Genomic DNA, 21,463 nt, shown 5'->3' on the forward strand with positions numbered 1-21,463 from the left:
GACTAAGTCTACGATAAGCATAATGACTTTTAGCATTTTCTTTAAAAAATAATTACCATTTGAATTGGTATGAATTGTTACAATTTTTTACAAATATCTCAGCTGTTTTTCAATAAATTAGGCTTGTTACAACTAGTTAGTAATTGCTTTAAAGTGCAGTAAATCACCCCTTTTTTGACAAAAAGTGTGGTATTATTGTAGATGTTAAAATTGTTAAAAAAGGAATGAATTATACATGTTATCAAAATCTAAAACAACAAAGGCACTTCTTTACTCGACCGCAGCACTTTCACTTTTTGCTGCAAGTCACGTACATGCCGATGAAACTTCAAACTGGGCAGCTCGTTCAGTAGATCAAATCAAAGCAGATATTGCTGTAAGTGATAACCAACAAACTTATACAGTTCAATACGGTGATACTTTGGGAAGTATCGCTGAAGCAATGGGTATCGATGTGAACGTTTTGGCTAACATCAATCAAATCACAAACATTGATTTGATTTACCCTGGAACAGTCTTGACAGCAACTTATAATGCTGATAATCAAGCTGTCTCTGTTAAAGTTGAAACTCCAGCTTCAGAAACATCAACTACACCTGTAGTTGCAGAAGCTAATTTGACAACTAACGAAGTGACTGTAAATGGTCAATCTGTAGTTGCAGCGGACTTGACAGCTCCAGTTGAAACAGTAAGCACAACAGCTACTCAAGCACCTGTTACAGAAGAGTCAACTCAAGCTGTTTCAGAAGTAACAGAAGCTATCGCATCAGCATCAGAAGCACCAGCATACGCAGAAACTGAACAACCAGTTGCTGATGCTATTGATCATGTCACTGCGTCAGCAGAGGCTACACCTGAAGCAGAAACTACTCCAGCTGCTGAAACACCAGCACAACCTGAAGTAAAAGAAGAAGCTCCAGCGGCAGAACCAGCAGCAACATCAGAAGCGTCTTCAGAAGCACCAGCGACTTCAGAAGCGCCAGCAGAAGCTCCAGCGGCAGAACCAGCAGCAACATCAGAAGCGTCTTCAGAGGCACCAGCTGCTTCAGAAGCGCCAGCAGAAGCTCCAGCGGTAGAACCAGCAGCAACATCAGAAGTGGCATCAGAAGCACCAGTAGCTTCAGAGGCACCAGCAGCACAACCTGCATCAACAAATACACTTCCAACGGATCCACACCTTCAACCACAAGCTGAAGCTTTCCGTCAAGATGTAGCGGCACAATTTGGTCTTACTGATATCGGTGGTTACCGTGAAGGTGATCCACAAGACCATGGTAAAGGACTTGCTGTTGACGTTATGGTACCAGTTGGTTCAGCAGTTGGTGATCAAGTTGCCCAATATGCAGTAGACAATATCTCAAATGCAGGTATTTCGTACATCATCTACAAACAACAATTCTACGCACCAGTAAACAACATCTACGGACCAGCTAACACATGGAACCAAATGCCAGACCGTGGTAGCGTTACTGAAAACCACTATGACCACGTTCACGTGTCATTTAATGAATAAGTCAGAATAATAAAAAGTCACGCCTGGCGTGATTTTTTTGATATAATGGAGAAAAAGACGAAAGAAAGAGGAACTCTATTTGCAAGAGTATTCTGTTGAAATTACCCTAAATCACCCAGATGATGTCTTGTCACTTTTTGGGACCAATGAGCGCCATCTAAAACTTATCGAGGAAAACCTAAATGTTATTATTCATGCTCGAACAGAGCGTGTGCAGATCCTTGGAGATGACGAGGAAAGTATTGAATTGGCTCGTTTGACCATTCAAGCCCTCCTTGTTTTAGTGGAGCGTGGAATGCTAGTCAACACTTCAGATGTTGTTGCGGCCTTAACCATGGCTCAAGATGGTTCGATTGACAAGTTTGTTGCTTTATATGAAGAAGAGATTATCAAGGACAACAGTGGTAAGCCTATCCGAGTGAAGACTTTAGGACAAAAGGTCTATGTTGATAGCATTAAAAGTCATGATGTGGTCTTTGGAATTGGTCCAGCTGGTACAGGGAAGACCTTTTTAGCGGTTACCCTTGCGGTTACAGCCCTTAAACGTGGTCAAGTTAAACGTATTGTTCTGACACGTCCGGCGGTTGAGGCGGGTGAGAGCCTTGGTTTCTTGCCTGGTGATCTCAAGGAAAAGGTGGATCCTTACCTTCGCCCTGTTTATGATGCCTTATATCAAATTCTTGGTAAGGAGCAAACGACCCGCCTCATGGAACGTGAAATTATTGAGATTGCCCCCCTCGCTTATATGCGTGGTCGTACCCTAGAGGATGCCTTTGTTATCCTTGATGAGGCACAAAATACAACCATCATGCAAATGAAGATGTTCTTGACCCGTCTTGGTTTTAATTCTAAGATGATTGTCAATGGGGACATGAGTCAGATTGACTTGCCACGTCGTGTTAAATCAGGCCTTGTCGATGCTATGGAGAAATTGAAGGGAATTAAGGCTATTGATTTTGTTCACTTCTCTGCTAGCGATGTCGTACGTCACCCAGTTGTAGCTGATATCATTAATGCTTATGAAAAAGATGCACCTAAGGTTGACTTTGAGGAAAAACCAGAGGAAGCAAACAAGGTTGAAGAAGAAGCAGCGTCAGGATTGACTGAATACCCAGTTATTGGTGCTGAGGATCTTAAAAAAATAAATAGCTGAAAAGAGGTTTGAGAGTCTGTGTTCTCAACCTCTTTTCCTTTGCAGTCATGTCATCAGCTTTTCCCCTATTTCTGGTAAAATAGAATTGAATCACAGGCCAGTAAGGGGGGAGAGCCATGACTAAAGCAAAAAAATGGAAGATTGCTATCATTGTATTGCTTGGACTTGTTGCGACAGTCTTGATAGCCATAGGAGAGGGAAGATTTTGGAAGTATCAAGAGAACTATATTCCAGACGGCACTTATCAGATGCTAAAATACGAGGCTAAATCGGCATATTCCAATGAATTGATAAATTGGACTGAGCGAGGAGAGAATAATGATAGCTTATATGAGGATTTTATAGTTGTTGAGAATATGAAATCTCAATTTTATTATGTTTTTGTGGGGGATGGGGAACCTTTTGTCTCACCATTTGAGCATGATGAAAAGCTCCCACAGACTTTTGACCCACGTACAGGGACTTTGAAACAGGATCTAACAGTCTCTGAATATGAAGCTCTAGTGATTTCTCATATAGATAAGATTTCTAAAAAGGGAGAGGAGTATTCAAGAGTAAAAGAAGTATCTGTCCAAAGGTGTGTAGACGATTATAAAAAAATGTTGAAGCAAAAAAGAACTTATGAAAAGCGCCCTAATGGTCTCGTTCTGACTGTTTATGCTAATGATGGACATATTGAGTCGCGTAGAACTTTTAAACGATTGAGCTCAGAGGAAGCCAAAGGGGTCAAAAGTGGTTATGATAGGGATTATGAGTATGCCTTGAAGTATTATAATTATTCAAGGCATGATGGGGATTATCTCATCTGGCGTTGAACCACTTACCGACCAAGCAGCTCTTTTCTATCGAGAATCATAACCTAATGATTTATTAAAAAACCTTACAGTCTTTATGATAATTGTCAAATACTATTTCACCATTTATTTTGGTACAATAGAACAGTAGACCAATAAAAAAGGAGATTATTATGAACCAGCAAGAGTGGATTGAGTACTTTGAATTAGTCAACGGTCGCAAACCAACTCCCGCAGAGTTAGCTCAAGCTCAAGCAGCAGGCGAGTTTATCCTTGAACGACCTAACCCTAACGTCTTTGGCTCAAATAGACAGGCGACGGAGCAAAGACCGATTAAGCCAGCTGAACCTGTGATAACGATGACACAGCAGCCTCAGTTTGCCCAAACAACAGCAACCTTCCAACAAGTCGTACCTGCTAAAAAAGGTATGTCTAAGAAAACTAAGATTATTTTGGCATCAGTCTTTGGTTCCTTGGCAGCAATTTTACTTATTGTTGGGGGCTACTCACTATGGCGCTACCAATCAGGTAAGATTGCGGATGGAACATATGAGGTAGTTTCTTTCTCTCGTTATGATGAAGACAAAGATAAAATGGTTGACGGCATAGATGAATACAAGAAGGAGGATTTGGAGTTTCAGTCTTTTGTAGTTGTAAAGAATAATCAATCTAGAACCTACAATTTAGTAGAGAGTGACAATAAATCATATGTTAGTTTGATGGACTATGAGATAGATGTTCCTCAGGTATTTGATCCGTGGAATAGAACAGAGAGTCAAGTTTTAGATGCGGATCAAGTCGAAGATGTCACAAAAGACTTCATGAAAAAGATGAGAAAAGACTATTCGTTTTATACCAAAGAGGAAGCTGACAAAGTCGTTAAAAAAACAACAAGAGAATATAAAGATACCTTGAAGGAAAAACGTACCTATGTCAAGCATGGCGATGAATACACTCTGACTACTTATGATAAAAAAGGGAAGCTTCAGTCACGTATTACTTATAAACGTATGAGTAAGGGAGACGCTGAGGAGCGCTGGGATGACTATAAGGATGCCATCAAAGATTATAAGAAAGATTTGAAGACTTATAGTGATCAATATGATGACTTCAAGGATTACTATGATTATGGTTATGGCTACAATTACGGCTATGGTTATGGTAATGACTATGGCTATGGTAATAGCGATGACTATGGTAGTGGTTCTAAATCAGGCTCTGACGATAGTAAAAGTAGTAAAAAATCTAGTGATAAAATCTAATCACCCAATGATGTAAATGAGTAAAGTGGTACGAGAAGGAGAGCCAAAACTCCATTCTGGTATCGCTTTTCTTTATATGGAAATAATCAAATAGCCTTGGAGTCTTTTTTCTGTTAGAATGGAAGTATCAATGAAAAAGGGGACTTTTATGAACGAAAAAGAGTGGTTAGATTATTTCGAAACAATCAATAATCGTAAGCCGACAGAGGAAGAAATCCAACAAGCAAAAGCTAATGGGGAATTTATTTCTCAAGAGGCTAAGGACGAGGGTATTAATCCACAGCAAGCTCAGTTGAGTGACCAAGTGACACAAGCCGTTTCACAAGTTGCTCCTGCTAAGACAGGCTTGTCTAAGAAAGCTAAAATTATTATTGCTTCTGTAGTGGGGGCGATTGTCCTAGTGGCACTTTCATTTGGTGGCTATGCGTTTATGCACTTGCAAGGCGGTAAAATACCTGAAGGAACCTATCTGCTTGAAACTTATCGCTTTTACCATAAAGATAAGAAGAAAATGGTTGATGGTATGGAATCTTTCAAGAAAAGTGGTCTAGAGGCTCATGATTTTGTTAAAGTCAAAGGTAATAATGTTAAATTTTATTTTTATACCTTAGCTGGCGGGAACAATCTGGTTGACTTTACAGACTATGGTACTGACGAAGCATACCATCCAGATGCTTGGTCAGGAACGCTTAAACCAACCATGTCACTATCTGAATATACCAAAGTCATTGACCAAGCGGTAGATAATCAATACAAAATAAGTGAATATCGAACTCAGGCTGATAACGATGAAAGTAAAAAGATTTACGTTAAATCCTACAAAGAATCTCTTGAAGAAACTGTTCGATACAAGGTTAAGGGTGATAGATTGATCGTTACAACTTATAATAAGAAAGGCAAACTTATTGAAGAAAGAAGTTTCAAACGCCTATCAGGGGATGACGTGAAGAAATTAGATTATGACTATGAACGTGATGTTAGAGTTGATAAAAAGCGCTTCCAAAACTAGTAATGTTTAAAACCAGCTTAGCTGGTTTTTTTAGTGTCCAAAACGTGCTATAATAAGATGTTATATCATCAGTGTTAGCCCATTTGTTAACACATGAAAGGAAATTAAAATGACAAAAACATTCTACATCACAACACCTATCTATTACCCATCTGGTAAATTACATATTGGTTCTGCCTATACGACCATTGCTTGTGACGTCTTAGCACGTTACAAACGTATGATGAACTATGATGTCTTCTACCTTACTGGGCTTGATGAACACGGCCAAAAGATTCAACAAAAGGCTGAAGAAGCAGGAATCACACCACAAGAGTATGTGGATGGTATGGCTGTTGGTGTTAAGGACCTCTGGCAACTTTTGAATATCTCATACGATAAATTCATCCGTACGACTGATGATTACCATGAAAAAGTTGTTGCTCAAGTTTTCGAGCGTCTCTTGGAAAAAGGAGATATCTATCTTGGTGAATACTCAGGTTGGTACTCAGTTTCAGATGAAGAATTCTTCACTGAAAGTCAGTTGGCAGAAGTTTACCGTGATGAGCAAGGGAATGTCATTGGTGGGGTAGCTCCATCAGGACATGAAGTAGAGTTGGTTTCTGAAGAATCATATTTCTTTAAACTCAGCAACTACGCAGACCGTTTGACTGCCTTCTTTAAAGAACACCCAGAATTTATCCAACCTGATGGTCGTATGAATGAAATGCTTAAAAACTTCATCGAGCCAGGCTTGGAAGACTTGGCTGTGTCACGTACAACCTTCACTTGGGGAGTAAAAGTACCATCAGATCCAAAACACGTGGTTTATGTGTGGATTGATGCTCTTATCAACTATATCACTGCCCTTGGTTATGGTCAGGATGAGCATGGTAACTTTGATTTATTCTGGCAAAATGATGAAAACCACGAAATTATCCACATGATTGGTAAGGATATCCTTCGTTTCCACTCAATCTACTGGCCAATCATCCTTATGGCTCTTGATTTGCCATTGCCTACACGCCTTGTTGCCCACGGTTGGTTCGTCATGAAAGACGGTAAGATGTCTAAGTCTAAAGGAAACGTGATTTATCCAGAAATGTTGGTAGAGCGTTTTGGTCTGGATCCACTCCGTTACTACCTCATGCGTAGTCTTCCTGTCGGTTCAGATGGTACCTTCACACCAGAAGACTATGTGGCTCGTATCAACTACGAATTGGCTAATGACCTTGGGAATCTCCTAAACCGTACAGTTGCCATGATTAACAAGTATTTCGGTGGTCAAGTGCCTGCCTATGTTGAGAACGTTACAGACTTTGATGCTGATTTGGCTAAGGTTGTGGCTGAAAATATCGAAGAGTTCCACAAACAAATGAAGGCTGTAGATTTCCCACGTGCCTTGGACGCCGTTTGGAACATCATTTCACGTACCAATAAGTATATTGATGAAACAGCTCCATGGGTCCTTGCAAAAGAAGATGGTGACAAGGAACAATTGGCAGCTGTTATGGCTCACTTGGCTGCTAGTCTTCGTGTCGTTGCCCACCTCATTCAACCATTCATGATGACCACTTCAAATGCCATCATGGAACAACTTGGCTTGCCAGTAACATTTGACCTTGAAAATCTTGAACTTTCAGGCTTCCCAGAGAATGTGACAGTCGTTTCAAAAGGAACTCCAATCTTCCCACGTCTGGACATGGACGAAGAAATTGCCTACATCCAATCTCAAATGAACGCAGGCAAACCTCAAGAGAAGGAATGGAACCCAGAAGAGGTTGAACTTAAGTCTGAAAAAGACCAAATTAAATTTGACGACTTTGACAAGGTTGAAATCCGTGTCGCTGAAGTTAAAGAAGTAGAAAAGGTCGAAGGTTCAGACAAATTGCTCCGCTTCCGTCTTGACGCTGGTGACGGTGAAGATCGTCAAATCCTCTCAGGTATCGCTAAATTCTATCCGAACGAACAAGAATTGGTCGGCAAGAAACTTCAAGTCGTGGCTAATCTCAAACCACGTAAGATGATGAAGAAATATGTCAGCCAAGGTATGATTCTTTCCGCAGAACATGACGGCAAACTCACTGTCTTGACAGTAGATCCATCTGTTCCAAACGGAAGTGTGATTGGGTAAAATATCATAAAAAAACAGTTTATCAATTTTTTGAATTGGGAAACTGTTTTTTACTAATCTTCAGTTGTGAGTAAAGCGCTTAAATAGATCTTTGTTGAGTTCTCGGCAGTTTTGCTTCCTTAAAACCGGAAATCATCTACTCTTAAGGAAAGTCTTAAGAGGACTTGTTGTATAAGAAAACGAGTTCAGTCGAACTCGTTTTCTTATACACTATATTTCAATAAATGCTTAATGCGTTCCACACTTTCATCAGGTCCATAAGCATTTGGGTATCGGTCTAGTTTACTGATAGTGTCAAGGTCTGCTTGGTCTAGGTGGAAGTCAAAGCTATTAAAGTTTTCCTTCATTCGTTCGATATGGGTACTTTTAGGAATGGTCAAAATCCCTTGTTGGGTTTGCCATCTGAGGATGACCTGGGCAACTGTCTTGCCATGTTTTTCAGCAATAGCAGTTAGAGTTGGGTCCTCAAAAATACCATCCTCTCCTCTATGAAAAGGAGCCCAGGCTTGCGTTAGGGTACCAAATTCCTTATCAGCTTTCTGGATTAGTTTGTGTTGTTTATAGGGATGCAACTCGATTTGATTGACTGCTGGAATTACAGGTGTCTGCAAGGCAAAATCCGCCAAACGCCCTGTTGAGAAGTTAGAAACACCAATGGCTCTAATAAGTTCTTCATGCTTAAGCTCAATCATAGCACGCCAGGCACCATGTAAGTCGCCAAAAGGTTGATGAATCAAATATAAATCAAGATAGTCAGTATCTAGTTTGCGAAGTGTTTCTTTTAGGGCTAATTTGGTATCTTCGTAGCCAAGCTGGCTAATCCAGGCCTTACTAGTCAGGAAAATATCCTCGCGAGGGATACCAGATGCCTTAATAGCACGTCCCACGGCTTCCTCATTTCGATAAAGGCTAGCAGTATCAATCAATCGATAGCCTACAGAAAGAGCATCTTCAACGGCTTTTTGACATTCCTTTTGATTAAAAATTTGCCAGACACCAAAACCAAGCACGGGTATTTTGATGCCATTATTAAGTGTTTGAAATTCCATTTTCTTCTCCTTAGTGGTGGGGTAGTAAGCTATCCTGAATTTCCTCGATAAAAGCTTGAATAATTGCGGATTGTTTCTGTTTATTATTGGTCACAAACCCCAAGGTGTGCTTTGGACTGTTCTTCAGTGGAAGTAAAACAATTTGGTCCTTAATGAAACTATTAACAATACCGAGACCAGAAGCGTAACTATCTGAGGCACAGAGCAGATTCATGACACTGCCTCGGTCATTACTGTAAATTACTTGTTGGTCAGGCAGAACCTCGAGAGGATCTTCGTCAAAATGGATTCCAGAGCTTTCTTGACGAAAGCGGACCTGTGGGTATCCCTCTAAATCTTTGAGATTGAGGGATTTTTTGTGAGCTAGGGGATGTTGGCGACCTAAGAAAATCTTAGTTTCAAACTCTCCAAGTGGGGTGAAAGTCAGATCCATGTGTTGGAAACTGCGTTCAAGGATATGGTCATTGTCTTCATCTAGATAAATAATCCCCAGGTCACTTTCGAAGCTCTCAACGCTTTTGAGAATCTTCCTAGTCGTTGTTTCAATCAGTTGAAATTCTTGATAATCACTACGAAAACGTTGGGCAATGTGAGCCATGGGAAGTGATAAGAAATCGTAGTGGTGACTGGCAACAGTGAATGATTTCTTGAATGATTTACGGTAACGTCCTTCTAGGAGATCTAACTCTCCAAGAATACGTTTGGCGTATTTGAGAAAATCATGACCGTCATCAGTTAGTTTAGCTCCTGTATTGGAACGCTCAAAGAGTTGGACACCAAGTTCTTCCTCTAAGTCACGGATGGATGCTGAGAGATTAGGCTGAGTCAAAAAGAGTTTTTTAGCAGCCTTACTAAAAGACCCTGTTTCAGCGATAGTCTGAACATAGCGACATTGTTGAAAATTCATAAGCATCCCCTTTGAAAAATATGATTGTAGGTCATATTATAACAAAATGAGAAGTCTAAAATCAGCAAAATTCTGATAGGAATAGATGAAGACCTGATATGAAATTTCTATGATTAAATCGTTTTAGGAGTAATTATGGAAATTGAGATAAGTCGTAAGAAAGCAGTTCTGATAAATGAAAAACTGCATCCACAGGTTAGACACTGAAAATCTAACTTATGGGATGCAGTTTGAAATATTAATCATTAAGATATCTAATGGCTTTCAATTTTTTAGGACGAATAAGGAAGAGTCCTAGGGCAATTAAAGGTAGCCAGAAAATGAAATTCCAGATACTTGTAGCTGGTGCAGCCTGTGTTGATTGCGAGATAAGGACACTGCCAAAATCAATCAAAAAGTGCAGAATAATAGTCCACCAGAGGCTACCGGTACGTAGGTAAATAGCAGCAAAGAATATGCCATAAGCTGTTGCATAATAAACTTGGAACAGGGTAGCGTTCAAGGGCTGGTGAGTAAGATTTCCGAGATGGGCCAATCCAAAAAATATGGCAGACAAGAAAACGACTCCTAAAACCTGTTTTGAAGATCTAATACCATCTTGAAAGGCGAGCTTAAGGAAAAGTCCACGAAAAAAAATATTCCTCAAAAAAACCGGCTCCTAAGGCAATAATCAAGGCAGTTCCTATCATGTGAGGTGCTTTACTGATACCCAAAGCAACCGCAGAAAGAAAGAAAAAATCTGCCAAAAGAACCAACCAACAAACACTTAGGGTTTCAGACCAACTTATCTTTTTTGTCGATTTGATCTTTAATCCGAGGCGTCTCTGTACGATGAAATAGTACACACACATAAGGCCAAGCGTTTTAATGAGATAAGCTATATTCTCAGGCAGAGGCCTAAGAATCAAACGAAGTACAAGGTTCGCTAAAATAATACTAATCCCAAGAAGGATCAGCAATCTCATTTCTTTTTTTGTCATTGAAAAGTCCCCCAACTTTCTTAACATTTTTTTCAAGCATACGACGAAAAACGCTTAAAGTCAAGGTCTTGAAGGTATTTTTTATGTGTTTTTAGTTATGAAGAGGCCAGTTATTGATGACCTGCTTCTAATAGGAAGCCTATTCTATCGTTGAAACAGTTTATTATGAGAAATAAATGAACAGTTATAAGAAAGTATTAAGTAAAAAACTCTGTAAAATCCTTACTAATTACTCTTTATTGTAAAGAAATGATTAAAATATAACAAAAGTGTGTCAAATTTTAAAAACATGTAGCAAATATATAATATTTTTTTCAGAAAACTATTGCCAAATTTTGAAAATCACGGTAGTATATTAAACGGTGAAGAAAATAGGTTAATAAAATGTTAACCAAGAAGGAGAAAGTGTAAATGAAAGTCAATCCATTTAAAACAACATTGTATTCAAGCGTATTGCTTGCAGGGCTCGCGGCTACAAGCGTAGCAGCTGCGGATGAAGCTAAAGATGTAACAACAACTACTGATACTGATGCAACCGTATCAAATACGGCTGCAGAATCAAGTGCTAACCTTGTTAAAACAACAGGTGATGCAGCAGTTGTTACTACAGTACCTGGAACAGAAGAAAAAACTACTACTGAAACAGATACTACTGTAAAAACAACAACTAAAGCTATTGCTGAAGTTTCAAATCCTGACTTCGATAATGCTGTTGAAGCTGCAACAACGACTGCAGCAGCATCAAAAGATTCTGCTGATGTTAAAGCTGTCCAAAATCAAGCAGCTAAAGATGCTCAAGAAGCTTCAAATACAGTTGTTTCTGAAAATAAATTGACTCGTGAAGAAGCTGATGCAGCTCTTACATCTGCTAAAGCAAATGTTGTTGCAACAGGGGGATTCACAGCTACAGAAGAAGCAGGTGTTAAACACACTAGCGTTGAAGCTGCTAACAATGACAATAAAGTTCAAACAACAGCTTTGACAACTGCGGTTTCAGAATATAAACAAAAACTTGCAGATTACAAGACACAATTGGATAAATACTACCAAGACGTTCTTGCTTATGCTGCTTGGGAAAAATCATACAAAGAGTACACTGGTGGAACAACAGCTCGTCTTTTGACAAAAGGCTTGGCTGAAAATGCTACTGGCTTGATCTATAAAACAGAATCTGATGCCACTATGACTGTTGAAAACTCAGCAGGTTCTGTTGACTACTTGGATAAAACAATCCAATCAGGTCACTCAGTAGATGAAATCCTTGAACAATTCAACACATCTCGTTACATTCCAAGTGACTTTAGTGCAGCTAACGGTACACAATACACTATCAATGCTGACGGTGAATACACTGAAGATGTATGGTTGAAGATGGCTACAGGTCAAACATTGACTGTAACATACAACAACCTAAACGGAACATCATTCAATGGTACTCCAGTTAAGAAAATTGTTGCAACTTACACTTTGGTAGAAACACCAAGTACAGATGGTTCAGCCATTGTTAAGTTGTACCACGATCCAACTAAGACACTTTTCATTGGTTCACAAACTGACGACACTAACAAAAAACTTCACGTTAAGATGAACTTGAACTTCTTTGATTCTGAGTCATCAGTGACACCACTTGATTTGTCTAAGAACGGATCAGTTTTGAGTATCTCATCACTTAACCACTGGAACACTGAGCTTGGAAACCACATTGAAAAAGTTGGTTTGAATGGTAATGAATACGTTCAAATTCCTGGTTCATCTATCACTTTACATGAAGATGGTTATGCTTATGCAACAAATGATAACGAATTTGTGGCTAACGGTTCACGCTTTAACAGTGACCCAACAGTTGATCCAACAACTGGTGAAGTTACAGATGAAGGTTGGGATGCTATTAACCCAGACGGAACACCTCGTACGAAGAATGCCTACTATGGTGCTGCTGCAACAATCTTCAAGGGTGAACCAATGGACTTCATCGTAAGTGGAAATAACCTTAACGTTCCAACTGCTTACTGGTTTGCAACTAACTCAACAGTAGTTGTTCCTGAATTGCCAGAAGAACCAAACAAACCTGTTCTTCCAAATACTGTTTCAGCAAAAGTTACTTACCACAAAAACTTTGTATCTGTTGAAGAAACAACTGAGAAACCAAAACCTCAAGTACCAACAACTCCAACAGAACCTACACCAGGTAAACCTGTAACACCAACATCAGTACCTGTAAAAGAAGAAGCTCCAGCTCTTCCAGCTACTGGTGAAAAATCAACAGCAGCTTCTGCAGCAGCAGGTGCAGCTATGGTGACATCAGCTTTAGCCTTGTTCGGTATTTCAACTTACAAACGTAAACACTAAGATAATACATAAAAAAGCTAGGAAAATTTCCTAGTTTTTTTAGTTTGGAAAAATCAAGTTAACCAGAAATAATAAAGATGAAATTTTCTGACATTTACTGAAATTACTTGATTTCGACTGAAAAAAGAAAAACAGATATACATTTTCTAATTTTTTCAAAATCGCAAGAAAAGCCTATATTATAAGCTTTTCTTTATAGTTAACTATGTGTAAAACAAGGGGGTAAATATTATTTTCAAAAAATATGAAATAAATTAATTGACAAAAAATTATAATACAGTATAATAGATTGTGTTAGGAAGAGTTTGTTTTTTTGGCAGGGTGACTCCCTAGTCAAAAAGGACTAGCTTAGAATCTGGAATTCTAAGTTATCAAATTCCAATGTTTCATTGTGATGATTTAAAAAAGAGAAGATTTAAACAGCAAAAAATTAGATTAATCGATTTAATACATCAGCATCATCGTAGCGGGAGCTAGCGGTATTTTTAATCCGTGTAGAGCAAACGACAGATTCAAAAACAGCAGAATCGGTAGAGACTAATCGTCAAAAGCGAAGAGGAAAAGAAAATAAAGCAGTAACTGCTAATATACCTATCAGAAGGTGGACTAAACCTAATGACTGATAGGTGGTATGTTTTGAGAGTGGCGTTTTTAGCCAATACTCTTCTAGGAAATAGTATCTTGTAAGCAGTATGACGTGCTGCGTAAAGAAGCTAGAGGGAAAGTTCTTCAGATTGACTGACTATCAATCACAAGATACTCTTAACTAGAAACCATTTTGAACCAACACGATTTTGCGTTTGTTGGTATTGAACTGCACCTAGGGAAATGGTGGTTCAATGTTAGTAAATAAAGACTTTAACTTGTAAAAGTCTAAAAATTGTTTTATCTCATTATCAACTCAAGGATTAAGTTTTTAGTGGGATTGCGGAACAAAAGGGTGATAAGCATATTGGGATGATGCTTCAGTGACGGAATTTGACCAGATGTTTGTGAGAGCATCTGTCTATGCTACAATAGCTATTTTTAATGGTTATGTGGGATAGAAACTGTTTTCAAAATCTTTATTCCAAGGAAAATTGGGGGATTTTCCTTGAAGAATTGAGATTTTTGAAAAGAGATCAAATGGACTGAGCGGCACTTGTATCCCAAGGTAAGCAATACACCTATAAACCTAAGTTTCCATACAGCAGGGAGCAAGTTTCAGTTTGAATGGGGGACGCATCTAGAGTAATCTAGATGTTTTTTTATTTTGTGAATTCTTTTACGAATAAGTAAGAGAGTGCACGAAGGAGAGAGTCATGTTAATTGCAAGAAATCAGGAGGGAAACCTCGTTTCAGCTCTAGAAACCAGTTTGCAACGTAAGGAATCCTATAGCTGTCCTGGTTGCCAGGGAGTTGTCCTGTTGAGGCATGGCCAGGTAATGTGTCCACATTTTGCTCATAAGTCTTTGCAAAATTGTCAGTTCTTCTCTGAGAATGAATCGGCCCAACATTTATCCCTTAAGTCAGCTTTGTATAAATCTTTGGTTAATCATGGTGAAAAAGTAAGTATTGAAAAGGTTTTGTCTGAGATGGGGCAAATTGCAGATTTATTTGTTGGAGACTCCCTGGCTCTAGAAGTTCAGTGTTCTCGGTTATCCCAGCAACGTTTGAGAGAGAGGACACGTGCCTATCACCAAGCAGGTTACGAAGTGCGTTGGCTTTTGGGTGAGGAACTCTGGTTGAATGGACGTTTAACAGACTTACAGCGGGACTTTCTCTATTTTACGGCTAAGATAGGATTTCACCTATGGGAGCTTGATTGGAAGCGTGAGGAAATTAGACTTAAGTATCTCATCTATGAGGATATTTTTGGGAAAGTCTATTATTTAACTAAGGCCTGGCCGTTAACCGAAAATCTCATGACAGTTTTACGTTTTCCTTATCAAGCAGAGCAGGTTGAGACTTATCAAGTAACTCAGCGAAAGAAGGTCTCACATGTGATTCAACGAGAATTAATGGGGAAAAATCCAAGGTGGATGAGAAGGCAGGAAGAAGCCTATCTTAAGGGAATGAATTTGTTATGCCTGTCTGATCAGGATTTTTTTCCACAAGTGAGATTTCCAGAATCTAAGCAGGGTTTTGTACAAATTAGACAGTCACTTGAAGGTTTTGAAAAGCTTTTTAAGCAATATTATCGAAAAAGGCGTTTTTCTTATCGACAAACTCTCTACCCTCCCACCTTTTATGCTAAAATAGTAAAGAATAGATACAATTAAGGAGAATATTATGTCAGACAATCGTGCTCATTTAGAAGAGAAATACACATGGGATTTGACGACCATTTTTGCGACAGATGCAGATTGGGAGACTGAATATGAAAGCACTGTTCAGGATTTGAAGAAGGCTAGTGCTTATGCAGGTCATCTCTTAGATTCTGCTAAGAACTTGCTTGAGGCAACAGAACTTTATATGAGTCTTATGCGTCGCTTGGAGAAAATCTATGTCTATGCGTCAATGAAAAATGACCAAGACACAACAGTAGGGCTTTACCAAGAGTACCAAGCTAAGGCCTCAAACCTTTACTCACAGTTGAGTGAAGCCTTTGCTTACTTTGAGCCTGAATTTATGGCCTTGGATGATAAGAAATTAGCTGAATTTAAAGAGCAAGAGCCAGGTCTTGGACTTTATGACCACTATTTCGAACGCCTTTTGGCAAACAAGGACCACGTTCTTTCCCAAGAAGCTGAAGAGCTCTTGGCAGCAGCTGGTGATATTTTCAACGGTCCAACGGATACCTTCAATGTCTTGGATAATGCTGATATCCTCTTTCCATGGGTATCAGATGGTCAAGGAGATGTGGTTGAGTTGACACATGGTAACTTTATCACTCTTATGGAATCTAAGGACCGTGACATTCGTAAGGGAGCTTATGAAGCGATGTATGGGACTTACGAGCAGTTCCAACATACTTATGCGCAAACACTCCAAGGCGTTGTCAAGGTTCACAATTACCAAGCCAAAGTTCGTCACTATAATTCAGCACGTCATCCAGCACTTGCGGCTAACTTTATTCCAGAGAGTGTTTATGACTCACTCTTGGAATCAGTGAACAAGCATTTGCCACTTTTGCACCGTTACCTTGATTTGCGTAAGAAGGTCTTGGGGCTTGACGAGCTTAAGATGTATGATGTTTATACACCACTTTCTGAGACTGAAACTGCTCTTACTTATGAAGAATCCCTCAAGAAAGCAGAAGAAGTCTTGGCAATCTTTGGTGAAGAGTATAGTAAAGGGGTTCATGCAGCCTTTACGGAACGTTGGATTGACGTTCACCCTAACAAAGGCAAACGTTCAGGGGCCTATTCAGGTGGGGCTTATGATACCAATGCCTTCATGCTTTTGAACTGGCAAGACACTTTGGATAATCTCTTTACCTTGGTTCACGAGACTGGCCACAGTTTGCATTCAACTTTCACACGTCAGACTCAACCATATGTTTACGGAGATTACCCAATCTTCTTGGCAGAAATTGCGTCTACAACCAATGAAAATATCTTGACAGAAACGCTGCTTAAAGAGGTTAAAGATGACAAGACACGTTTTGCTATTCTTAACCACTATTTGGATGGTTTCAAGGGAACTGTCTTCCGTCAAACACAATTTGCCGAGTTTGAACATGCTATCCATGAGGCAGATGCATCTGGTCAAATCTTGACAGCGGACTTCATGAATAAGCTTTACGCAGACCTCAATGAGAAATACTATAACCTCAAAGCTGAAGATAACTACGAAATTCAGTTTGAGTGGGAACGTATTCCGCATTTCTACATGAATTACTATGTCTACCAATATGCTACAGGGTTTGCGGCAGCAAGCTACTTGGCTGAAAAAATTGTTCATGGTACTGAAGAAGATAAGGAAGCTTACCTTACTTACCTTAAGGCGGGAAGCTCAGACTATCCTTTGGAAGTCATCAAGAAAGCTGGTGTTGATATGACCAATACCGACTACTTGGATGCTGCCTTCAAAGTTTTTGAAGACCGTCTCGTTGAATTAGAAGCCTTGGTTGAAAAAGGTGTTCACCTTTCTTAAAAAGAAGTCACTATAAGAGAGAATCATTCTGAATCAGGATGATTCTTTTTATGTTTAAAAACGAACATTTACTAGAATATAAGTTCTAATTGATATGGAAATATATGGATGAGCATATTTATAGCCCCTAGTTTATATTCATGATAGACTAAAAACCTAACGTTTTATAGTTGATAAGTGAATAATGTTCAGAAATAGAAAGTAGGTTTTTGTGAAAACAACCAATCGTTATCTTGTAGCAACGTGTGGTGTCTTACTCCATCTCATGTTGGGGTCTACCTATGCTTGGAGTATCTATCGTAATCCTATTATGGCCCAGACTGGCTGGGATCAATCTTCAGTTTCTTTTGCCTTTTCGTTGGCTATCTTTTGTCTAGGGCTTTCTGCAGCTTTCATGGGGCGTCTGGTTGAAAAATTTGGTCCTAGGGTGACTGGAAGTATGTCGGCGGTTCTCTATGCTGGGGGAAATATTCTGACAGGAGTTGCTATTGCTCATGGAGAGCTGTGGATGCTTTATCTTGGTTATGGTATTCTTGGTGGTCTAGGACTGGGTGTGGGTTATATTACGCCTGTTTCAACCATTATTAAGTGGTTTCCTGATAAGCGTGGCCTTGCGACTGGACTTGCCATTATGGGCTTTGGCTTTGCCTCGCTGTTAACCAGTCCCATTGCCCAATATCTGATTCAGGCACGTGGCGTTGAACAGACCTTTTATATCTTGGGAGTCGTTTATTTTGTTGTTATGCTTTTTGTCTCACAATTCATTAAACGACCAAGTGTAGAGGAAGCACAACTGTTGGCTGACAAGAGTCCGAACCGTCAGGCTGCTGATTTGAGCAAGGGAGTTACGGCTAATGAGGCCCTGAAATCGTCAACTTTCTACTGGTTATGGCTTATCTTGTTTATCAATATTTCATGTGGCTTAGCCCTTGTCTCTGCTATTTCTCCAATGGCTCAAGATATGGTTGGGATGTCAGCGGAATCAGCGGCAGTTGTTGTCGGTGTTATGGGAATCTTTAATGGTTTTGGTCGCCTTCTGTGGGCAGGCTTGTCGGATTATATTGGGCGTCCGAAGACCTTTATCCTCCTCTTTGTGGTTAATGTCGTTATGGCTATCCTCCTAATTGTCCTGCAAGTTCCACTTGTCTTTGTGGTTGCGATGGCTGTTCTGATGACTTGCTACGGGGCAGGATTCTCCTTGATTCCTCCCTACCTTAGCGATATCTTTGGGGCAAAGGAATTGGCTACCCTTCATGGTTATATTCTGACTGCCTGGGCTATGGCAGCCTTGGTGGGACCAATGCTCCTGTCGGTAACCTATGAATTGACAAAATCTTACCAGATGACCTTGCTTGTTTTCATTGCTCTTTACGTGGTAGCTTTAGTTATTGCTTACCTCTTGAAAAAGAAGGTTATTCGTCAAGTAGTCTAATGATGAGGATTTGAGTTATAGATAAGAAAAATCTCTAGCACTCGCTAGGGATTTTTTATATAATAAAACACATGGTTAAATCATATAGTAAAAACGCAAATCACAACATGCGTCGCCCAGTAGTAAACAAGGATATCGTGGATTACATGCGAACGCATCTTCAGGAAAATAAAGGGCATTTGGCTGAGCTGGAGGCCTTTGCTCGTAAGGAAAATATTCCAATTATCCAGCACGAAGTTGTTGCTTATTTCCGATTTTTGTTACAGACCTTGCAGCCTAAGAAAATCCTTGAGGTAGGAACTGCTATTGGTTTTTCAGCTCTTCTTATGGCTGAGTACGCCCCTGATGCTCAGATTACGACGGTTGATCGTAATGAAGAAATGATTGGCTTTGCCAAGGAAAATCTAGCCAAGTATGACAGCCGCAAACAAATTACCTTGGTCGAAGGTGATGCAGCAGAAGTTTTGCAAGATTTGGACACTGATTATGATTTTGTTTTTATGGACTCAGCCAAGTCTAAATATATCGTCTTTCTGCCTGAAATCCTAAAACGTCTCAAGGTAGGTGGTGTCATTGTCTTTGATGATATCTTCCAAGGGGGGGATATTGCCAAAGACATCATGGAGGTTCGTCGTGGTCAGCGTACGATTTACCGTGGTTTGCATCGTCTTTTTGATGCGACCTTAGATAACCCTGGTTTGACTGCTAGTTTGGTACCTATGAGTGACGGACTTCTTATGCTTCGGAAAAATTCTGAAAATATTATCTTGCCAGATTAAGCATTATTTAAGTAAGTGTGGTATAATAACAAAGATATTGACAATTTAAGGAGTAGATAGAATGGCTAAAGAAAATGAAAACCTTGAGTCGACAGAAGAAACTGTTGAAGAGGTTGTAGCAGACAAAGACGCAGAACAAGAGCATCTTGATCGCCAAAAAGAAGAAGAGGAAAGCATCGCCCTCGCTAGTGAAAAAGCGAAAGAAAAAGCTAAACGTGCTAAAACGAAAAAGACACGTGATGCTGGTAAACCAAGCTCAGGTGGCCGCTTCCTCGGAGGTCTTGCCCTTGTAGCTGTTTCAGCTCTCGTTGGTGCAGGTATTACGTATGTTTCTCTAGGTAACGAAACAACTGAAGAAACTACTTTGGTATCTATGAAAGGTGATACTGTTACTGTCGGTGATGTCTTTGATTCACTTAAAGGTAGCAGCCAAACACAACAAAGTGTTTTGAGTGCAACTTTGCAAAAGGCTCTTGAAAAAGAATATGGTAGCAAAGTCAGCAAAGAAGACGTAGACAAAGCTTATAAGCAAGCTTCAGAACAATACGGAGATCAATTCTCACAAGTACTTGCAGCCTATGGTCAAACAGAAGAGTCATACCGTACGCAAATCCGTACACAAAAATTGGTTGAGTATGCTGTTAACCAAGCCGCACAAAAAGATTTGACGGAAGCAAATTACAAGGCCGCCTATGATAACTACACACCAAATACAGAGGTACAAGTGGTTTCAACTACTGATAAAGCAGTGGCAGATAAGGTAGACTCTGAAGCTAAGGCAGAAGGAGCAGACTTCTCACAAGTTGCTAAAGATAACAGCTTGGAAGTGGCTTCTAAGACAGTTAACTCGGCTTCTCAAGACTTCCCAGCAGATGTTTTGACAGCAGCCTTCAAACAAGATGCTAATGCTGTTTCTGACGTAGTGACTGTTTCAAACAGCTCAACTGGTGCTGCAACTTACTACATCGTTAAAACTGTTTCAAAAGCTGAGAAAAATGCAGATTGGAAAAACTATAAGGATGATTTGACTAAGGTTATCATCAATGGTAAGAAAGCTGATACTAACTTCACTAACTCAGTGATTGCTAAGGTCCTTAAGAAATACAATGTTAAAGTTGTAGACAAGGCCTTCAGCGCAATTCTTGACCAGTATGTGACTGGTTCTGGGGCTTCATCAAGTTCATCATCAAGCTCTAGCAAATAAATCACAAGATAGAGTTGATAATGCTATTATCAGCTTGACCTAAGACCTAAAACACGTTAAAATGAAGAGTGGCTAAAAGTTCTAATATCATGACATTTTTGGCCATCCCTTTGAGATTGGTAATCATCGCTTCTGATACAGAAAAATGGCGGTCGCTGCGAGCCATGGACGAATCTGGTTACTTGCTACTCAAAGTTCACAATTAAAGACAAATAAGAATGACAAGTTCATTGAATGAAGGTGGTACCGCGGTTCACGTCGCCCTTCGTTTAGTGGTCTTGTCTTTTATTCTTTTAGTATTTTTTGAATGAATGTATGACATTATTGGAGGTGGCGTATGAAAACCTATTTTGTCAAACAGAAGTTTCGATTGGGGGGTGAACGCTTTGATATCAAGGATGATCAAGGTAGAGTTGCCTATCAGGTTGAAGGATCCTTTTTTAAGATTCCAAAGACCTTTACGATTTTTGGCGAGGATGGTCGTGAGATCAGTCATATCACCAAGGAGCCTATTAGTCTCTTACCCAAATTTACGGTGGATTTACAGGATGGTTCGAGCTTTTACATTCGTAAAAAATTAACCTTTCTTCGTGATAAGTATGATGTCGATAATCTTGGCTTGCGAATAGAGGGGAATATTTGGGACCTAAATTTTCAACTGCTTAATAGTCAAGATCAGGTAGTTGCTAGGATTCAAAAGGAGCTCTTCCATCTGACATCGACCTATACTGTTACTGTTTATGAAAATACTTACGCTGATTTGGCCATTTCCCTGTGTGTTGCTATTGACTATGTGGAAATGCTCGAGAATAGCTCAAAATAAGAAACAATTAATTAAGGAG

Annotated in this window: 18 protein-coding genes; 14 read left to right on the top strand and 4 right to left on the bottom strand. The window is 39.6% G+C overall.

Annotated features, from left to right (window positions below; all coding sequences use genetic code 11):
- The first annotated feature begins 235 nt into the window (after positions 1-235).
- From SSAL8618_RS02370 to metG, 6 genes are all read left to right on the top strand, one after another.
- On the top strand, positions 236-1,513 hold the full coding sequence (locus SSAL8618_RS02370; protein WP_038675400.1) for a LysM peptidoglycan-binding domain-containing protein: 1,278 nt from the start codon (positions 236-238) through the stop codon (positions 1,511-1,513).
- 79 nt (positions 1,514-1,592) lie between these two features.
- Positions 1,593-2,666: a PhoH family protein gene (locus SSAL8618_RS02375; protein ID WP_038675402.1), complete on the top strand. Its 1,074-nt coding sequence runs from the start codon at positions 1,593-1,595 to the stop codon at positions 2,664-2,666.
- A 116-nt stretch (positions 2,667-2,782) separates the two neighbouring features.
- A complete protein-coding gene (locus SSAL8618_RS02380) occupies positions 2,783-3,481 on the top strand; it encodes a hypothetical protein (protein ID WP_038675404.1) in 699 nt (232 codons plus the stop codon).
- Positions 3,482-3,633: 152 nt separating this feature from the next.
- Positions 3,634-4,722, top strand: a complete 1,089-nt coding sequence (locus SSAL8618_RS02385) for a hypothetical protein (RefSeq protein WP_038675405.1) — start codon at positions 3,634-3,636, stop codon at positions 4,720-4,722.
- A gap of 130 nt (positions 4,723-4,852) precedes the next feature.
- A complete protein-coding gene (locus tag SSAL8618_RS02390; protein WP_038675407.1) occupies positions 4,853-5,731 on the top strand; it encodes a hypothetical protein in 879 nt (292 codons plus the stop codon).
- A gap of 109 nt (positions 5,732-5,840) precedes the next feature.
- Positions 5,841-7,844 (top strand): methionine--tRNA ligase, encoded by a 2,004-nt coding sequence (gene metG / locus SSAL8618_RS02395; protein WP_038675409.1) that lies wholly within the window; start codon positions 5,841-5,843, stop codon positions 7,842-7,844.
- Between the two features lie 203 nt (positions 7,845-8,047).
- Here metG and SSAL8618_RS02400 read toward each other — a convergent pair whose 3' ends face one another.
- From SSAL8618_RS02400 to SSAL8618_RS10770, 4 genes are all read right to left on the bottom strand, one after another.
- Complete coding sequence (locus SSAL8618_RS02400; protein ID WP_038675411.1) at positions 8,048-8,893, bottom strand: aldo/keto reductase; 846 nt, start codon at positions 8,891-8,893, stop codon at positions 8,048-8,050.
- A 10-nt stretch (positions 8,894-8,903) separates the two neighbouring features.
- The gene (locus SSAL8618_RS02405) at positions 8,904-9,800 is read right to left on the bottom strand and encodes a LysR family transcriptional regulator (RefSeq protein WP_002885507.1); all 897 of its coding nucleotides are present in this window, start codon (positions 9,798-9,800) and stop codon (positions 8,904-8,906) included.
- 238 nt (positions 9,801-10,038) lie between these two features.
- Complete coding sequence (locus tag SSAL8618_RS10765) at positions 10,039-10,446, bottom strand: CPBP family intramembrane glutamic endopeptidase (RefSeq protein WP_257001914.1); 408 nt, start codon at positions 10,444-10,446, stop codon at positions 10,039-10,041.
- Positions 10,412-10,780 carry a hypothetical protein gene (locus SSAL8618_RS10770; protein WP_257001915.1) on the bottom strand — a complete coding sequence of 123 codons (369 nt, stop codon included), beginning with the start codon at positions 10,778-10,780 and terminating at the stop codon, positions 10,412-10,414. Before SSAL8618_RS10770 ends, SSAL8618_RS10765 begins: the two co-directional genes overlap by 35 nt.
- A 411-nt stretch (positions 10,781-11,191) precedes the next feature.
- Between SSAL8618_RS10770 and SSAL8618_RS02415 the strand changes: the two genes are divergently transcribed.
- The 8 genes from SSAL8618_RS02415 (at position 11,192) to SSAL8618_RS02445 (ending at position 21,444) form a co-directional block, all read left to right on the top strand.
- Positions 11,192-13,129 carry a GbpC/Spa domain-containing protein gene (locus SSAL8618_RS02415; protein WP_038675412.1) on the top strand — a complete coding sequence of 646 codons (1,938 nt, stop codon included), beginning with the start codon at positions 11,192-11,194 and terminating at the stop codon, positions 13,127-13,129.
- Between the two features lie 1,301 nt (positions 13,130-14,430).
- Positions 14,431-15,390 carry a competence protein CoiA gene (locus SSAL8618_RS02420; RefSeq protein WP_038675415.1) on the top strand — a complete coding sequence of 320 codons (960 nt, stop codon included), beginning with the start codon at positions 14,431-14,433 and terminating at the stop codon, positions 15,388-15,390.
- A gap of 10 nt (positions 15,391-15,400) precedes the next feature.
- Complete coding sequence (pepF, locus tag SSAL8618_RS02425; protein ID WP_038675416.1) at positions 15,401-17,206, top strand: oligoendopeptidase F; 1,806 nt, start codon at positions 15,401-15,403, stop codon at positions 17,204-17,206.
- Between the two features lie 211 nt (positions 17,207-17,417).
- Positions 17,418-18,638 (top strand): L-lactate MFS transporter, encoded by a 1,221-nt coding sequence (locus tag SSAL8618_RS02430; protein ID WP_038675419.1) that lies wholly within the window; start codon positions 17,418-17,420, stop codon positions 18,636-18,638.
- A gap of 71 nt (positions 18,639-18,709) precedes the next feature.
- On the top strand, positions 18,710-19,417 hold the full coding sequence (locus SSAL8618_RS02435) for an O-methyltransferase (RefSeq protein WP_014633986.1): 708 nt from the start codon (positions 18,710-18,712) through the stop codon (positions 19,415-19,417).
- Between the two features lie 61 nt (positions 19,418-19,478).
- Positions 19,479-20,621 carry a peptidyl-prolyl cis-trans isomerase gene (locus tag SSAL8618_RS02440; RefSeq protein WP_038675421.1) on the top strand — a complete coding sequence of 381 codons (1,143 nt, stop codon included), beginning with the start codon at positions 19,479-19,481 and terminating at the stop codon, positions 20,619-20,621.
- Between the two features lie 68 nt (positions 20,622-20,689).
- Positions 20,690-20,827 (top strand): hypothetical protein, encoded by a 138-nt coding sequence (locus tag SSAL8618_RS10535; protein ID WP_155274344.1) that lies wholly within the window; start codon positions 20,690-20,692, stop codon positions 20,825-20,827.
- 131 nt (positions 20,828-20,958) lie between these two features.
- Complete coding sequence (locus SSAL8618_RS02445; RefSeq protein ID WP_038675423.1) at positions 20,959-21,444, top strand: LURP-one-related/scramblase family protein; 486 nt, start codon at positions 20,959-20,961, stop codon at positions 21,442-21,444.
- Positions 21,445-21,463 lie beyond the last annotated feature (19 nt).

It is taken from the genome of Streptococcus salivarius, from assembly GCF_000785515.1.
In the GTDB taxonomy this organism is placed as follows: domain Bacteria; phylum Bacillota; class Bacilli; order Lactobacillales; family Streptococcaceae; genus Streptococcus; species Streptococcus salivarius.

Excerpts from the sequence above, each read along its gene's own strand:
- SSAL8618_RS02445 (WP_038675423.1), top strand. The coding sequence starts at position 20,959 with ATGAAAACCTATTTTGTCAAACAGAAGTTTCGATTGGGGGGTGAACGC.
- pepF (WP_038675416.1), top strand. The coding sequence starts at position 15,401 with ATGTCAGACAATCGTGCTCATTTAGAAGAGAAATACACATGGGATTTG.
- SSAL8618_RS02390 (WP_038675407.1), top strand. The coding sequence starts at position 4,853 with ATGAAAAAGGGGACTTTTATGAACGAAAAAGAGTGGTTAGATTATTTC.
- SSAL8618_RS02385 (WP_038675405.1), top strand. The coding sequence starts at position 3,634 with ATGAACCAGCAAGAGTGGATTGAGTACTTTGAATTAGTCAACGGTCGC.
- SSAL8618_RS02420 (WP_038675415.1), top strand. The coding sequence starts at position 14,431 with ATGTTAATTGCAAGAAATCAGGAGGGAAACCTCGTTTCAGCTCTAGAA.
- SSAL8618_RS02370 (WP_038675400.1), top strand. The coding sequence starts at position 236 with ATGTTATCAAAATCTAAAACAACAAAGGCACTTCTTTACTCGACCGCA.
- SSAL8618_RS02405 (WP_002885507.1), bottom strand. The coding sequence starts at position 9,800 with ATGAATTTTCAACAATGTCGCTATGTTCAGACTATCGCTGAAACAGGG.
- SSAL8618_RS02440 (WP_038675421.1), top strand. The coding sequence starts at position 19,479 with ATGGCTAAAGAAAATGAAAACCTTGAGTCGACAGAAGAAACTGTTGAA.
- SSAL8618_RS10770 (WP_257001915.1), bottom strand. The coding sequence starts at position 10,780 with ATGACAAAAAAAGAAATGAGATTGCTGATCCTTCTTGGGATTAGTATT.
- SSAL8618_RS02380 (WP_038675404.1), top strand. The coding sequence starts at position 2,783 with ATGACTAAAGCAAAAAAATGGAAGATTGCTATCATTGTATTGCTTGGA.
- SSAL8618_RS02435 (WP_014633986.1), top strand. The coding sequence starts at position 18,710 with ATGGTTAAATCATATAGTAAAAACGCAAATCACAACATGCGTCGCCCA.
- metG (WP_038675409.1), top strand. The coding sequence starts at position 5,841 with ATGACAAAAACATTCTACATCACAACACCTATCTATTACCCATCTGGT.
- SSAL8618_RS02400 (WP_038675411.1), bottom strand. The coding sequence starts at position 8,893 with ATGGAATTTCAAACACTTAATAATGGCATCAAAATACCCGTGCTTGGT.
- SSAL8618_RS02415 (WP_038675412.1), top strand. The coding sequence starts at position 11,192 with ATGAAAGTCAATCCATTTAAAACAACATTGTATTCAAGCGTATTGCTT.